11 protein-coding genes are annotated in these 14935 nt (G+C 55.9%); 6 read left to right on the plus strand and 5 right to left on the minus strand.

All coding sequences use genetic code 11. From position 1 onward, the window contains the following. Positions 1–63 precede the first annotated feature (63 nt). Together WDB86_RS05610 and WDB86_RS05615 are read right to left on the minus strand one after the other, a co-directional pair. Positions 64–453: a VOC family protein gene (locus WDB86_RS05610; RefSeq protein WP_406736849.1), complete on the minus strand. Its 390-nt coding sequence runs from the start codon at positions 451–453 to the stop codon at positions 64–66. Continuing rightward, positions 450–1427, minus strand: coding sequence for a DUF808 domain-containing protein (locus tag WDB86_RS05615; protein WP_406720511.1), 978 nt, complete (start codon positions 1425–1427; stop codon positions 450–452). Before WDB86_RS05615 ends, WDB86_RS05610 begins: the two co-directional genes overlap by 4 nt. Before the next feature lie 228 nt (positions 1428–1655). Here WDB86_RS05615 and cobS point away from each other — a divergent pair, with 228 nt between their 5' ends. Together cobS and WDB86_RS05625 are read left to right on the plus strand one after the other, a co-directional pair. Further along, positions 1656–2627, plus strand: a complete 972-nt coding sequence (gene cobS / locus WDB86_RS05620; RefSeq protein WP_406736850.1) for a cobaltochelatase subunit CobS — start codon at positions 1656–1658, stop codon at positions 2625–2627. A gap of 91 nt (positions 2628–2718) precedes the next feature. Further along, positions 2719–3006: a hypothetical protein gene (locus WDB86_RS05625; protein ID WP_406720509.1), complete on the plus strand. Its 288-nt coding sequence runs from the start codon at positions 2719–2721 to the stop codon at positions 3004–3006. A 129-nt stretch (positions 3007–3135) separates the two neighbouring features. On the opposite strand, the gene WDB86_RS05630 is transcribed toward WDB86_RS05625, so the two are convergent. Further along, positions 3136–3714, minus strand: coding sequence for an NADPH-dependent FMN reductase (locus tag WDB86_RS05630; protein WP_406720508.1), 579 nt, complete (start codon positions 3712–3714; stop codon positions 3136–3138). A gap of 204 nt (positions 3715–3918) precedes the next feature. On the opposite strand from WDB86_RS05630, the gene cobT reads away from it, so the two are divergent. From cobT to WDB86_RS05645, 3 genes are all read left to right on the plus strand, one after another. Continuing rightward, positions 3919–5793: a cobaltochelatase subunit CobT gene (gene cobT, locus WDB86_RS05635; protein ID WP_339109414.1), complete on the plus strand. Its 1875-nt coding sequence runs from the start codon at positions 3919–3921 to the stop codon at positions 5791–5793. Then, positions 5793–7592 (plus strand): aminopeptidase P family protein, encoded by a 1800-nt coding sequence (locus WDB86_RS05640; RefSeq protein WP_406736851.1) that lies wholly within the window; start codon positions 5793–5795, stop codon positions 7590–7592. The genes cobT and WDB86_RS05640 overlap by 1 nt, the downstream gene beginning before the upstream one ends. Before the next feature lie 594 nt (positions 7593–8186). Next, the gene (locus WDB86_RS05645) at positions 8187–9953 is read left to right on the plus strand and encodes a retron Ec67 family RNA-directed DNA polymerase/endonuclease (protein WP_406736852.1); all 1767 of its coding nucleotides are present in this window, start codon (positions 8187–8189) and stop codon (positions 9951–9953) included. 21 nt (positions 9954–9974) lie between these two features. Here WDB86_RS05645 and WDB86_RS05650 read toward each other — a convergent pair whose 3' ends face one another. After that, entirely contained in the window at positions 9975–11162 is a 1188-nt protein-coding gene (locus WDB86_RS05650) for an HNH endonuclease (RefSeq protein WP_406736853.1), read from the minus strand. 1018 nt (positions 11163–12180) lie between these two features. Further along, positions 12181–12855, minus strand: coding sequence for a recombinase family protein (locus WDB86_RS05655; protein WP_406736854.1), 675 nt, complete (start codon positions 12853–12855; stop codon positions 12181–12183). A gap of 296 nt (positions 12856–13151) precedes the next feature. On the opposite strand from WDB86_RS05655, the gene WDB86_RS05660 reads away from it, so the two are divergent. Further along, on the plus strand, positions 13152–13991 hold the full coding sequence (locus tag WDB86_RS05660) for a hypothetical protein (RefSeq protein WP_406736855.1): 840 nt from the start codon (positions 13152–13154) through the stop codon (positions 13989–13991). Positions 13992–14935: the final 944 nt, after the last annotated feature.

Consider the following 14935-nt stretch of genomic DNA (forward strand, 5'->3'; position numbering starts at 1 on the left):
CATTGAAATTCTTGGGCGAAATACCGCAAGGAACACATGACCGGTCAGGATTGGCAAGGAGAATTACGTCTCGTAAAGCTCTAGCGGCAGGCCATCGGGGTCTTGGAAAAAGGTGAAACGGGCGTTGGTCAGCGCATCCACGCGAATCGGCTCGACCTCCACCCCATGATGCGCAAGCCTCGCGCACCATGCATCGATATCGCCCACCGCGAAGGCCAGATGCCGCAGCCCCTGCGCCTCGGGACGGGTCGGGCGCTTGGGGGCATTCGGGAAGGTGAAGAGTTCGATCTGCACCCCTTCCGCCATCTCCAGATCCAGTTTCCAGCTGTCGCGCGCCGCGCGATAGGTTTCCGCGATCACCTTCAGCCCGAGCACCTCTGTGTAAAAGTGCTTGGAGCTTTGGTAATCCGATGCGATGATCGCCACATGATGCGGGCGCAGCGCCTGTGTCATGCCGCCTCTTTCTTGGCAAACATCCCGAGGACCGGCGAGATCACGAATGTCACGACAGGAATCAGCACGAAGCCGAACAGTACCCCGAAGATTCCGTCACAGAAGGCGGTAACCGCCCAGCCAAGCGCGGGCTTCCATGCCTCGCCCACCTTCGCCGCGACCGCTTCGGACTGATGGTGGATCCAGTCATAGGGCGCCCCGAAGCCGAGTTCGGCCAGACCATGCAGGATGATATTGCCCCCCACCCAGATCATCGCAGCGGTGCCCACGATCATCAGGATCTTCATGAAAAGCGGCATGAAATGCACGATCGCGCGGCCAAAGGCGCGTGTGGCCGCAAGCCTGGCATTTTCCGCCAGCCACAGCCCCACATCATCGGCCTTCACGATAATCGCGACACCCCCATAGACCACCGCCGTGATCCCGATACCGACAATCGCCAGCGTCAGGGCCTCGATCCATAGCGCATCCCCTTCCGGCAAGGCGGAAAGCGCGATGGTCATGATCTCTGCCGAGAGGATGAAATCGGTTTTTACCGCACCTCTGACCTTTTTCTCCTCAAGCAGGGCCGCGTTCTCTTTGGCCTTGGGGGCCGCGTCTTCTGCCGGATGGGCGGCGGCGGGGTGCAGCACATGCCACACTTTCTCGGCCCCTTCGAAACACAGATAGGCCCCGCCCAGCATCAGAAGCGGCGTAATGGCCCAAGGCGCGAAGCTGGACAGCAGCAGCGCCAATGGCAGCAGGAAGACCAGCTTGTTGCGGATCGACCCCAGCGCGATCTTGCCCACAATGGGCAATTCACGGGCAGCGGCAAAACCATGCACATATTTGGGCGTGACCGCCGCATCATCAATCACCGCCCCCGCCGCTTTGGCCCCGGCCTTGGCTGCCTGCCCTGCCACATCATCGACCGAAGCCGCCGCGATCTTGGCGATTCCCGCCACATCATCCAAAAGCGCCAGAAGGCCGCTCATACCAATCTCCGTTCACAATTTTCGCATGTTTGCGCACGCGCGTGCGGGATATGCGTCCTGCAGGCTACTTGCTCCGTCTTGCAGGCGCAACGCACCATCCCCCGATTGCGGTTCCCCAAATGGCCGCTTGCCCTTGCAGCGCCCCGCGATATGCTCCACAACTCGGTCAGACACGCCCTGCGTCCGATTTCGATGACGGCTGCGGCGACCAAGAGAAAGGTGCCCGAAATGCTCGATATGAATGCAAAACCCACCGAAGAGATCGATGTCCGCGAGGTCTTCGGCATTGACAGTGATATGAAGGTCAAGGGATTTGCCGAGCGCACCGAACGCGTGCCGGAAATCGACCCGACCTACAAGTTCGACCGCGACACCACGCTGGCGATTCTGGCGGGGTTTGCCTATAACCGCCGCGTGATGATCCAGGGCTATCACGGCACCGGCAAATCCACCCATATCGAACAGATCGCCGCGCGCCTGAACTGGCCCTGTGTGCGGGTGAACCTCGACAGCCATGTCAGCCGGATCGACCTGATCGGGAAGGACGCGATCAAGCTGGTGGATGGCAAGCAGGTCACCGTCTTCCATGAAGGCATCCTGCCGTGGTCGCTGCGCAATCCCACCGCGATCATCTTCGACGAATATGACGCAGGCCGCGCCGATGTGATGTTCGTGATCCAGCGTGTGCTGGAAGCTGAGGGCAAGCTGACCCTTCTGGACCAGAACGAGGTGATCACCCCGAACCCCTATTTCCGCCTGTTTGCGACCGCGAACACCGTGGGTCTGGGCGATACCACCGGCCTCTATCACGGCACCCAGCAGATCAACCAGGGCCAGATGGACCGCTGGTCGCTGGTGGCCACGCTGAACTATCTCAGCCATGATGCCGAAGCCGCCATCGTGCTGGCGAAGAACCCCAACTACAATAACGAGGCCGGTCGCAAGGTCATCAGCCAGATGGTGCATGTGGCCGATCTGACGCGCACGGCCTTCATGAACGGCGATCTGTCCACCGTCATGAGCCCGCGGACCGTCATCGCATGGGCGCAAAATGCACGCATCTTCAACGATGTGGGCTATGCCTTCCGCCTGACCTTCCTCAACAAATGTGACGAGCTTGAACGTCAGACCGTGGCCGAGTTCTACCAGCGCCTGTTTGACGAGGAACTGCCCGAAAGCGCGGCCTCCATCGCGATCTGATCACGCGAGCCAGTCGAATAAAGTGAAGGCCGGGACGCGTTCCCGGCCTTTTCTTTACGATTTGGAAAGCAAAAACGGCGAGGCTGTGCCTATGATGCTAAGCCCCTCTCGCCTTGCCCTTCTTTTCTGCACAACCGGCCTTCTGATGGCCTGCGAGCCAAACTATTCGGCGCGCGATGCCTTGCTGGAATGCCGCACGCTCTATGCCGAGGCAGACCGGTTGACGGATGCCAATCTGGCCTCCGAAGCCCTGATGGGCTATCGTGGGCCGCATGTGCCCTCGATGACGGCCATATTGGTGCCGCAAAAAGCCCAAAAGCCGCGCAAGGTCGAGGATTGCGATGACATCCTCATCCTTGACCGGCGCCTGCCGGAGTAAGGCCGCCGACCGAAGTAGGGCCGCCCCCATAAAAACGGGCCCCCGAAAAACCGGAGGCCCCTTCCGGCCTACACAATAAAAGCGACAGACCTGCCGCCGCAAATTATGGCTCTGGAAAGCGCGCGAAGCTTACGCCTTGAGCGCGGGCTTTGTCAGATTGCCCCAGAACTCCATATCGCCCAGCAGCTCGTCCAGCGTGGGATCGATATGTTCGGGGAAGGCTTTCGGGTCGCGCTCGGTCATATTGGCAAAGAAATCCGCGCCCGCGATATGCACCGCCCCGCGCACCGGCACCATGCCGAAATTGATGGCGATCACCCGCAGATGCTCGGCGGCGCGCATCGCCCCCGAGGGACCATAGCCCACAATCCCCAGCGGTTTGCGACGCCAGCCGGTATAAGCGTAATCGAACGCATTTTTCAGCACACCGGGGATCGAGTGGTTATATTCCGGCGTCACCACGATAAACCCGTCATAGCTTTTCAGCAGATCATTCCATTTGCCCTTGGCCCCTTCGGAGGGTTCGGCATAGGCGGGCGCCATCGCCTCTTCGAAATGCGGCAGGACATGATCGCGCAGATCGATCACATCGAATTTGAAAGCCGAACGGCTGGCGGTTTTGTCCATGAACCATTCCGTCACCACATCGGCAAAGCGGCCTTCGCGCGTGGTGCCGACGATAACGCCAATTTTAAGCGGTTCTGTCATGGGGGTCTCCTTCGCTTCTGCACAGGGCAACCGGTCTGCTGCCCGTTTGGCCTCAAGGTACAGTGCAGAAATGTGACGACAACCCCCAGTTTGGTGCAAAGCTGCACGAAGCGTCTGCACAGCCCGCCTTGGCCCGTCTGGCGGGACAGCCGAACACGCGGATCCCCTCTTGCGAAGGCACGGGCGTGGTGCTTTATCTTGGGCATGAGCAAGCCCATCGATAACCCCGCCGATCCGTTTAAAAAAGCCCTCGCCGAGGCGACCAAAACTATGGCCGACCGGCCGGAGTTGACGGTCAGCTATACGGTCGATCCGTCCGGCTCGACAGGCGATACGATGCGCCTGCCGCAGGTCTCGCGGCGGATGACGCGCGACGAGGTTCTACTGGCACGCGGCACCGCCGACCAGCTGGCGCTGCGTCTGCGCCACCATGATGCGGGCACCCACGGGCGGTATCGTCCCGCAGGCGATATGGCCGCCGCGCTTTATGAAGAAATGGAATATGCCCGTTGCGAGGCTCTGGGCGCGCGCGACATGCCGGGCACGCTGTCGAATATCGATGTGAAGATCGCCCATGAGGCCGCACGCAAGGGCTATGCCCAGATCCGCAATCAGGCCGAGGCCCCCCTGCCGGTGGCGGCGGGCTATATGATCCGCGAAATGGCCACGGGCCGCAAACTGCCCGAAGGGGCAGAGCATGTGCTCGACCTGTGGCGCCCGTTCATGGAACAGCAGGGCATCAATCTCGAGCGTCTGCAGGATGTGCTCTCCGACCAGACGGCATTCGCCAAATTCTCGCGGCAGTTGATCTCCGATCTGGGCTATGGCGACCAGCTGGGCGATGACCCCGATGACGAGATGGGCGATGACGGGGAGGATGCCGAAGAGGCCGCCCCCGAGAATGATCGCGGCGAGATGGAAGAGCAGGAGCAACAGGAGCAGGAAGAGGCCGATGCCTCTCCCGAGCGCGCGCAGGAGCAGACGCAGGACCAGCAGCAGGCCGCCACCTCGACCGAGGAACTGGCTGACCCTGCCGATGGCGACGAGGTCGAGATGCCCGACCCCGAGGCCGCGATGGAGCCGCCTCCGCCGCCTGCCGCCTCGGATGCGGACCCCAATTACACCGTCTTCCGCACGGAATTCGACGAAGAGATCATGGCCGAAGAGCTGGCCGAAGTGGCCGAGCTCGAACGCCTGCGCGCCTATCTCGACCAGCAGCTTGAGCCGCTGAAAGGCGCCGTATCGCGGCTGGCCAACAAGCTGCAGCGCCGCCTGCAGGCGCAGCAGAACCGGTCGTGGGAATTCGACCGCGAGGAAGGCATGCTGGATGCGGGCCGCTTGGCGCGGGTTGTGGCCAACCCCACCACGCCACTGTCCTTCAAGATCGAACATGACACCGAATTCCGCGATACGGTGGTGACGCTGCTTCTGGACAACTCGGGGTCGATGCGCGGGCGTCCGATCTCGATTGCGGCGATCTGTGCCGATGTTCTGGCGCGCACGCTGGAGCGCTGCAATGTGAAGGTCGAGATTCTGGGCTTTACCACCCGTGCGTGGAAAGGCGGCCAAAGCCGTGAGGAATGGCTCAATGCGGGGCGTCCGCAGCAACCGGGCCGTCTGAACGACCTGCGCCATATCATCTACAAACGCGCCGATACGCCGTGGCGGCGCGCGCGGCCCAATCTGGGTCTGATGATGAAAGAGGGCCTGCTGAAGGAAAACATCGACGGCGAGGCGCTGGAATGGGCGCACCGCCGGATCACCAAACGCTCGGAAGCGCGCAAGATCCTGATGGTGATTTCCGATGGCGCGCCTGTGGATGATTCCACTTTGTCGGTGAACCCCGCGAATTTCCTCGACAAGCACCTGCATGATGTGATCGCCATGATCGAGAAACGCCGTGCGGTGGAATTGCTGGCCATCGGGATCGGCCATGATGTGACCAAATATTACAACCGCGCTGTGAAGATCTCGGATGCCGAGGAACTGGCAGGCGCCATGACCGAACAACTGGCGGGCCTCTTTGATGCCGACCCGCGCAAACGCGCCCGTGTGCTGGGCATGCGGAGAGCCGGCTGATGTTTCAGGATTTCTCGGTCAAGACGAACCCCGAAACCGGCGCGCCCCGTCTGGCCGCCCTGCGCGAGGTTCTGGCCAAGCGCGGGCTGGCGGGCTTTATCGTGCCGCGCGCCGATATCCATCAGGGCGAATATGTGGCTGACCGCGATGCTCGGCTGGGCTGGCTGACGGGGTTTACCGGCTCGGCGGGCTTTTGTGTGGTGCTGCCGGAAGTGGCGGGGGTGTTCATCGACGGGCGCTACCGCGTGCAGGTGCGTTCCGAGGTGGATCTGGCAGCCTATACGCCGGTCAACTGGCCGCAGACGCAGGCGGGCCCCTGGATTGCCGAACATCTGACCGAGGGGCGGATCGGCTTTGACCCTTGGCTGCACACCCATAGCGAGATCGAGGCGATCCGAGCCGCGCTGGCCAAGACCGCTGTCACACTGGTGCCCTGCGACAACCCGATCGACGAAATCTGGACGGACCGCCCTGCCCCGCCGCTTGCCCCCGCCCGTCTGCATCCGCCGGAACTTGCCGGCGAGGCTTCGGCGTCGAAACGCGCCCGACTGGCGGCCGCACTGGCCGGAGATAGTGCCGCCGTGCTGACCCAGCCGGATTCCATCTGCTGGCTTCTGAATATCCGTGGCGATGACATTGCCCGCAACCCGCTGGTACAAAGCCTCGCCATTCTGCATGCCGATGGTTCGGTCGATCTTTTTGCCGAGGGCGCGAAGTTTTCGCCCGATCTTCTGACGGCTTTGGGGCCGGATGTGACCCTGTGCCCGCCCGATAGTTTTGGCGCAGGGCTCTGCGCGCTTTCGGGCTCGGTTCTGGTGGATCCGGCAAGCGCACCCTATGCGGTGGGTCCGATCCTGTCGGAAGCAAGCGCCACGCCGCATTATGCGACCGACCCCTGTGTGCTGCCCAAAGCGCGCAAGAATGCCGCCGAAGTGGCGGGCATGAAAGAGGCCCATCACCGCGATGCCTGCGCAATGGCCGAGTTTCTGGCCTGGCTGGATGCCGAGGCTCCGAAGGGCGGGCTGACCGAGATTTCGGTGGTGACCGCGCTTGAGGGCTTTCGTCGCGCGACCAATGCGCTGACCGAGATCAGCTTTGACACGATCTGCGGCGCGGGTCCTGACGGGGCGATTGTGCATTACCGCGTCACCGAAAAGACCGACCGTCCCGTGAATGCGGGCGAATTGCTTTTGGTGGATTCGGGCGGGCAATATGTGGATGGCACCACCGATATTACCCGCACCATCGCGATTGGCCCCGTGCCCGAAGAGGCCCGCGCGCCCTATACCCGCGTGCTACAGGGGATGATCGCGCTGTCGATGGCGCAATGGCCCAAGGGCGTGGCTGGCAGCCATCTGGACGCGCTGGCGCGGATGCCGCTATGGCAGGCCGGTCAGGATTACGACCATGGCACGGGGCATGGCGTGGGGGCGGCGCTTTGTGTCCATGAGGGGCCGGTGCGGATTTCGCGCGCCTCGACCCTGCCGATTGAAGAGGGCATGATCCTGTCGAACGAGCCGGGCTATTACCGTGACGGCGCCTTCGGTATCCGTATCGAGAATCTGGTGCTGGCGCTTGCGGCAGACAAAGGCCCCGAGGCCGATCCCCAGCGCGAGATGCTGCATTTCGAGACGCTGACATGGGTGCCCATCGACACCCGTCCGGTGCTGGTTGAACTGCTCAGCCAAGCCGAACGCGACTGGCTGAACCATTACCACGCGACCTGTCTGGCCGAGATCGGGCCGCATGTCTCTGCCCCCACGGCTGAGTGGATGGAACAGGCCTGCGCGCCAATCTAGCCTGACACAGCGCGGCCCAAGGGCCGCGTTTTTCATGCCGCATAGGGTTAGAAACTCTGGAAACTCGAAAGCCCGAAAAACTCCAAGACCCCAAATGCAAAAAGCCCCGCTAGGGGCTTTGCTCTCCATCCGGAGAATGGTGCGGTCGAGAAGACTCGATTCTCCGAAATTTAATTCATCTACCTGTTTTCAATAGCTTAAATAGAAGAGTCACACAGAGAAAAGTGTCGTCATGTGTGACGTTTTTTCCGTATTTGCTTTCGTAATTTGGCGATTCGAAAATTAAGCGGGGGCTGGACCGAGGCGAAAATCAGAGCGGCCTCAAATGAACACGCCAGACATTAGTCTTCGAGCGCATCCGGCAACACATGAATCAGTTATGGTTGTAGTTGAGTGAGGTTTTTCGGGTCTGATGAGACAGCTAAATATTGTATTTCTCACCAAATGCCCTTAACCAGAAAGGCGATCCGCAAGTAGATCCTTCCATCATGAATTGTGATGGCTATATAGTATGTTAGTCGGCTTTCTCTCGAGGCCATCCTTACAGAACGGTAATTACCGTTAACTTCAAAGAGTGCTTGCGGATCATTTTTTATGGGAAAAATCTATAAATACGGGCTGAAAGAACTTTCGGCGTGCGACAGCCTTTCCGACATTGCAGCACTGCTTGAAGTTAAGCCTCAATTCTTGTCGAAGATCATTTACAAGATGGACGACGAAAGCAAATATTCCAAATTCGAAATTCCAAAGAAAAATGGCGGGGTCCGCGAAATCTGCGCACCGACCAGTAGCCTGGAGTTCATGCAATCTCGTCTCAGTAGACTTCTGTATCAATGTTATTTTGATATCTATGGAGCCCCTCAGACGCCCTTCCGTGTGCTCTCACACGGCTTTCAACGAGATCGCGGGCTGTCAATATTTACGAACGCCGCGAGGCATACATCGAAAAGGTATGTGTTAAACATTGATCTGGAGAACTTCTTCCCGAGTTTAAATTTCGGCAGAGTTCGCGGCTTTTTTTTAAAAAATAGGAATTTCCAGCTAGGAGATAAAGCTGCAACTGCGGTGGCACAGCTCGCATGCTTTGAAAATTCTTTACCTCAAGGAGCGCCATCATCCCCGATTATTTCGGAGTTTCTCACACAACCATTAGATATAGCGCTTCAATCTCTAGCGAGAAAATATCGCTGCACCTACTCACGCTACGCTGACGACATCACGTTTTCTACTAATCTACGCCAATTTCCGAGCAAGCTCGCATTCCAATTTCCGGTTCCAGAGATTTGGGTGGCTTCCCCGCATCTTGAGAATAATATCTCAAGGTATGGCTTCCAGATAAATAAGAAAAAAACACGTATGCAAAGCGGTAGCCAATGGAAATCTGTAACTAATCTTACGGTTAACGAGCATGTAAACATTAAAAAGGAATACTACAAAGGCGCTCGTTATTGTGCTCATGCAATGATGACCAAAGGCGAAGCGATAGCGAAAAACAAACTAAACTTAGGCTATGATAAACTTAGCTCTGATCAAATCTGGGGGAAGCTTCGCCACATTTGCCATATCAAAGGTATGTCAGAAGCAGCATTACCACTTAGGCAATACACGAAGATTAACCCAGCCCCGCATTACCTTCGGCTTGCAGGGGATTACTTCCATTATCACCGCATCCACCTCTCCCCTAAGCCGCTTATAATATGTGAAGGGAAGACCGATTACACATACCTCAAAGAAGCCATCCATTGGCATACTAAGGATAAACGGATTGCGGAAAATTTCATTAACCTTCTAATACCACCCACACGTTCAGGAAAAATTTCCAAGGAAAACCGTTGGAAAGTAGATTTCGTGAAACATTCTGCCACTAGCGACCATTTATTGGACCTTAGCGGTGGTGGTGGAAATCTTGTGAAATTCTGCACGCGGCACCTAGAACGAGTTCCGCGCTTCCATTCACTCAACTCGCCTAAATCTAGGCCAGTTTTAGTCATTGTTGATAATGACAGTCAGAGCAGAGGTATGTGGTCTTTTGTCAGCAAAACAACAAACACGAAAACCGTTGATGGATCAGAGCCTTATTATCAGCTTTCAGAGGACCTCTACGTTATCCCTATCCCAAAACCAGCTGGGAAAACGGGTAACATTTATATTGAGCACCTCTTTCCCGACAGTTGGCTCAATTACGAACTGAACGGACGAAAGCTGAAGCTGGACCAAGCGAAAAACGAAAAACTCAAATCAACCGAATATGGCAAAGGAGAGTTTTCTGAAAAAGTTATTCGAGCCAATCGAGGAAAGGTAGATTGTTCTGCGTTCAAGCCCCTTCTAGACACCATTTGCGATATCATAGAAGGGAAATAGCCAGAGGTAGGCGCCAGCGCATCAGCTCCCGTAGTGCTGCGCGAGTGCTAAAACACTTGGTCTATCGGAAACTCGCTTAGGAAGCTGTATTTCAAGATCATTATAATTCCAGTAGGGAGTCGAAGCTAAACTCGGAGACACTTCAACGCGATAAGTCTCAGGATTAATTTTTATGAGATATAAATCGAACAGCGTGTGCAAATCGGCGCGAAGTAGCAAACCGTTCGAAATCTCATTCGTATCGTCGCCCAGGTATGGTGTGATATGCGCAGCTTCTAAAACGGCTTCTACTGGAATCCGACTTATAGCACAGGCTCCGTTATAAGCCTTAAGTAACGCCTGTCTAAATTTTCTCTGTCCCCTTCGCTCCGCAATTGCCCTTAGAACTTTACTTCGTGCGTCTACTATATCGCTCGGATTAAAGACCACATCCGTAGAATGAGTTTCGAGTTCAGCCTGCATCTCGGTCAATTCTACATCCCAAGAATTAGGTAGACACCGCAACACGACCGGCAAAAAGAGGTTCACAACGCGACTAAACTCGGCCTCAAGGTCTAAAGAAATTAGCTCATCATTTTGATAGAGTTTACAAACAGATCCGCCACCGGCATCTGTTCCAGAGGTTTTGACACTGTGTATGAACTGTTCAAATGAGGACCATTCATCATAGCCCTGCTCGCCACGAGACAAACGAGCCTTACTGTTAAAATGCCAACCGCCTTCGTCTTGCAGTTCATCAGAGAGAGCCACGGTTAAAGGGTCAACGAGACTGGGCAGCTTCTGATTGATCGACGGAACAATCGTTCTATTTCGAGCCTTCACCAACGGATCGTGATAGTCGTTTTCGTTAATGCTAATTGCAAAGCCAATTTCGAGCCCACGGTCCGAAGCAATAATATAGATTTGCGGCATTCTACCGAATGCTTCCGAACCTGCTCCGCAGATCGCGACCCACACGTCTACTGGTCTATGACCACGCGAACCATATTGCCGCGAATAGTTCATAGATTTTATTTCTACGACGTTTGGGTTCTGAAGCGAATTTTGAGCTGCATGAGCCGCGCTCATCAGCTCATCGTAAATCAACGAATATTTCGCTTTATCTTCATCTGGTATGATACCAGCATTATTTTTACTTCCAAATGCATTGGTAGGCGCGTTCTTCCAACGCTCAAACACCTGCATAGCAGAGGGGTCAGCTTCAATCATTTAAGTCTATCACTCGGTTTTGCTTGAGAACGACTGCTTTCTGGCGGAAAGCGAAGTTCATTCACATCGATTTTGGCATTAGTAGCCTCGATTAAATCAATTTCAGCACGGTCACAAAGAAGTAGCATGTATGAAAATATATCAGCGAGCTCACCGGTGAGTGCTTCGCGCTCAGCCCCAGTGATTTCGTCTTCAGTTTTCCGCTACTGAAAAATCTCTAAGAGCTCCGCCGCTTCAACAGAAATCGAGATAGCGAGATCTTTGGGAGTGTGAAATTGCGCCCAATCTCGCGCATCTCTAAAATCACGCAATCGCTCAATCAATTCTTCCAACAATCAATGCCCCCGATATACTCGCCTTCGAGCTCTACGAAAGTGAGCATATTTAAAGAACAAACTGACCACCATGGCCGAGACCTAATTTTTTAGGGCGTGTCATTAAGCTAAGTTACAGAACTGCAACTAAAAGGAAATTCGCGTTATTTGCGCACAGCCACTGTAACTTCTAGAAGGCCCTCCTCCCCCCTCTCTCCTGGGTCCCTCCCCGCAAGTTTGTTCGATGAAACGACTGAACTTACTAAAAGAGACAAGCTGGTAGGTTAGTGACGGAAGAAATACAAACACGCTGTTCAACGTGCCATGAAATGCCGCGTTTGCGCAAAGCGTGAAAAAATCTTGCTGAACCATTTGTGCTATCTCTACGAGAATTCTGTAAGAATACCACAAGGCCTCGCGCACGGAGCTTATCTCACCCGCCACAGACTTCAGCCAACGCTGCATTAGAAGGATGGATGTGAACCGAGTTGCTAAACATGACATAGTGAAGTTTACATACTTAACTGAAGCAGCTGCTGCGGCCGTTTTATACCCCCACCCCTACCCCCCTAATGGGTCCCTTAGGCTTATTTTCATTGCATAAACAACGTTTTCTGCGGGTTGTAGAATGGCGCAAAGATCTCCTTTCCGCTAACACAGCGAAACGTTCAGACTAGCCGACACCCCGCTATGTCGTATTGCCGTCAGGCGGCGAGCCGCGCCCGCAGGTTAGCCACGCTCGAAGGATGCCAGCTCTTGCCGCGTGCCGTCTTGATGCCACGGCGGTTCAGCTCTTTGGCGATGCCCGCAAGCGTCGTGATACCGTTCGCCTGCACCTCTGCCAGCGTCTCAGCGAGGTCCTGTGCGCGTGCGTCGGCGTTAGCCGATGCTGCCTGCCGGGAAGCCACGTTGCCCTTCCCTGCGCGTCTCAGGGCCTCTGCGCCGTTGGGGTTCCCAAGCTGCTGACCTCTTGCTTTAGCGGCGGCGAGAGCTGCTTTGGTGCGCTCACGGATCGCGCGGGCTTCGTCCTGTGCCACGAGAGCGAGGATACCGACCGTCAGGGGCGTGGCAGACGGGTTATCGCACGCCACGAAGTCAACGCCAGAGTCCTGTAAATTAAGGAGAAAAGCGGCGTTTCGGCTGAGGCGGTCGAGCTTGGCGATCACAAGCTTAGAGCCGGTGAGCTTTGCCAGTTTCAGCGCCGCTTGGAGCTGCGGACGATCAGCCTTTCGCCCGGACTCCACTTCCGTGAACGCCCCGACGATCTGGGCCGCGTTAGCGGCTGCAAAGTTCCCGATGGCTGCTTGCTGAGCTTCGAGGCCAAGGCCCGATTGACCTTGAGAGCGGGTGCTGACTCGGCAGTAGGTCACAATCTTCATAGCAGGGCCTCCTTTTCCAAACTAGCGTAACGTCCGTTAGGCCGGTTTGTAAAGGTGTCAGGCATGATTGTCGATTCAAAACAATGACTTGAGTCGAAAACGGACTGTTTCTTAACGCGGTGAGGCGGGATTGCCGAAGTGAGAACAAAATGAGAACATATGGTCGAGGTTGCCACGTCGAACGCGCGGGGCGACTACGAAGGACTTTTAGCGCTTTTTGGTAAAGTAAGAAATGACTCGGACAAAAAGAGAACGCACGCTATATATCGTGTATGTTGCGGAATATGGAGTTAGATATGGGGACCCATGAACAGTTCTCCCTTGAAAGCTTGATTATCTCGAAGCCGGATTTGCAGCCCGGACTGAAAGAGAGTATCGCTAAGGGAGAGAAGCCATCTCACTACCTCAACAGATACCATGCAGAGCACAAGGTGCGTTGCGCTTTCTGCGACAGTCACATGCCTCATAACAAGGGCTTCACGGTCCAGATGGAGGACGGGCGCATTGCCCTGTGCGGTAAGAACTGCGCGGAAGAGTTTTTCGGGAAAGAGGTCGCAGACAACCACGAACAAGAGCTGGAAAAGCAGATCAGGCGTGCGACCAAGCGCAAGATCATCAAGAGGACGTTGGACGGAATTCCTAACGCCTTGGGCCTCATCTCCGAAGAGCTGGTCGAGATGGAGCGACAAGCCGCAGCCGCGTCACACGCGCTCTTCGGGGAATTCCGTTACAGTGGCATACAGTCGGAGCTGACAGAGCAAGGACGGTATGAGCTGAAAGAGTTGAAACGACGCTGGGTCGAACGCGAAGACCGTTACGGGGTGACGCAGCGGGTGCCGATAGATGAATCCAAAGTCGTCTTGACCGTTGAGGGCGCGGCGATCCTGCGTGGCGGTGACGCTCTACCTCTTCTCAGGTTCCAGAGGGCGCGTAAGCAGCTTTCACAATTGCTTGCCGTCGACACCTCGAAAGAACTGAGTGACATCGTCATAGACCGGATGACAGAAGCTAGAAGCCAAGTCATTCGGGACGTCAGGGATGCCTGCCGGTTCCTAGACTTGTGTGCCCAATTCTACACGAAGGAGAACGTGAAGAAACTATCGAAACTCGCCCAAAAAGTTAAGTCGAGCGCTTAAGAGGTGGAGTTGTACAAGCGCCAAAAGGGCTTCAACTTGATAATCACCCCCGAAGGAAACAGACAGAAACAGACGTTGCCTGTGCCCGACTTCGCGAAGCGCCCCAGTGTCAATGCGCTTCTTGCCTCTCTCAAGGATGAAGCGAATGGCTAGACAGGTCCGCCTTGGTCAGAACGTTACCGTGGTTCAATACGGCCCCCGCGTCATGATGATCGAAGTGATGAAGAGTGGTGTAGTGTGCCTACAGGTCGAGCGAGGCGAACAGGGGACTATCCAGCGTCTCAGCTCTTTCCCATATGACTAAGGTTAGTTGTTCGCTCGCGACTGACGGGCGATCCATGCTGAGGCCTCTGCCTGCGTGGAGAACGGGGCGCGGTCGTGTGACCGATGCTGCTTCCCCGCGATGATCTCGACAACTTCGTATAGAGTGACGTCCCCGCGCTCAGGGTGCGATATGGTAAGAGGGACTATTTCGTATTCCATCGGGAATTCCTTTCTTTCGCTCAAGGCTACACGGAAACTGTGCAGTGGCAAGCCCGCTAACGCGGGCCATCTCCCTTGCGGAGGGAGGGGTCAGAAAACGGTAACCCCCTTACCGAAGACTTACCGAAATTATCCTTTATTTTCAATAAGGTAATGACACCCCCTAGGGTAAGGGGTTGTAACAGTAATTATAGAAAATCACAGCGTAGCGTGACCTACCCTTCCGCCCTCTCTCGCTCTAACGAGTAACGCGCATTTCTATAGCCCGGAGCGGAAAAAGCTCTTACCCACCCCCTTCCCTTACCTCCTTGGAAATAAAGGGAAATTTCGGTAACCCAGTGGTAACCCCCTTACCGCCCTTACCTCATTGAAAACAAAGGGAAAACCGACGAAGACCCCCTAACGGGGGCCTGCATCCTGTCATTTCGGGCTGTTTCAGCGGGTCTGTTATGACGAACCCC

It is taken from the genome of Thioclava sp. GXIMD4215 (assembly GCF_045291555.1).
Classification (GTDB): Bacteria; Pseudomonadota; Alphaproteobacteria; order Rhodobacterales; family Rhodobacteraceae; genus Thioclava; species Thioclava litoralis.

Excerpts from the sequence above, each read along its gene's own strand:
- WDB86_RS05610 (WP_406736849.1), bottom strand. The coding sequence starts at position 453 with ATGACACAGGCGCTGCGCCCGCATCATGTGGCGATCATCGCATCGGAT.
- WDB86_RS05615 (WP_406720511.1), bottom strand. The coding sequence starts at position 1,427 with ATGAGCGGCCTTCTGGCGCTTTTGGATGATGTGGCGGGAATCGCCAAG.
- cobS (WP_406736850.1), top strand. The coding sequence starts at position 1,656 with ATGCTCGATATGAATGCAAAACCCACCGAAGAGATCGATGTCCGCGAG.
- WDB86_RS05625 (WP_406720509.1), top strand. The coding sequence starts at position 2,719 with ATGATGCTAAGCCCCTCTCGCCTTGCCCTTCTTTTCTGCACAACCGGC.
- WDB86_RS05630 (WP_406720508.1), bottom strand. The coding sequence starts at position 3,714 with ATGACAGAACCGCTTAAAATTGGCGTTATCGTCGGCACCACGCGCGAA.
- cobT (WP_339109414.1), top strand. The coding sequence starts at position 3,919 with ATGAGCAAGCCCATCGATAACCCCGCCGATCCGTTTAAAAAAGCCCTC.
- WDB86_RS05640 (WP_406736851.1), top strand. The coding sequence starts at position 5,793 with ATGTTTCAGGATTTCTCGGTCAAGACGAACCCCGAAACCGGCGCGCCC.
- WDB86_RS05645 (WP_406736852.1), top strand. The coding sequence starts at position 8,187 with ATGGGAAAAATCTATAAATACGGGCTGAAAGAACTTTCGGCGTGCGAC.
- WDB86_RS05650 (WP_406736853.1), bottom strand. The coding sequence starts at position 11,162 with ATGATTGAAGCTGACCCCTCTGCTATGCAGGTGTTTGAGCGTTGGAAG.
- WDB86_RS05655 (WP_406736854.1), bottom strand. The coding sequence starts at position 12,855 with ATGAAGATTGTGACCTACTGCCGAGTCAGCACCCGCTCTCAAGGTCAA.
- WDB86_RS05660 (WP_406736855.1), top strand. The coding sequence starts at position 13,152 with ATGGGGACCCATGAACAGTTCTCCCTTGAAAGCTTGATTATCTCGAAG.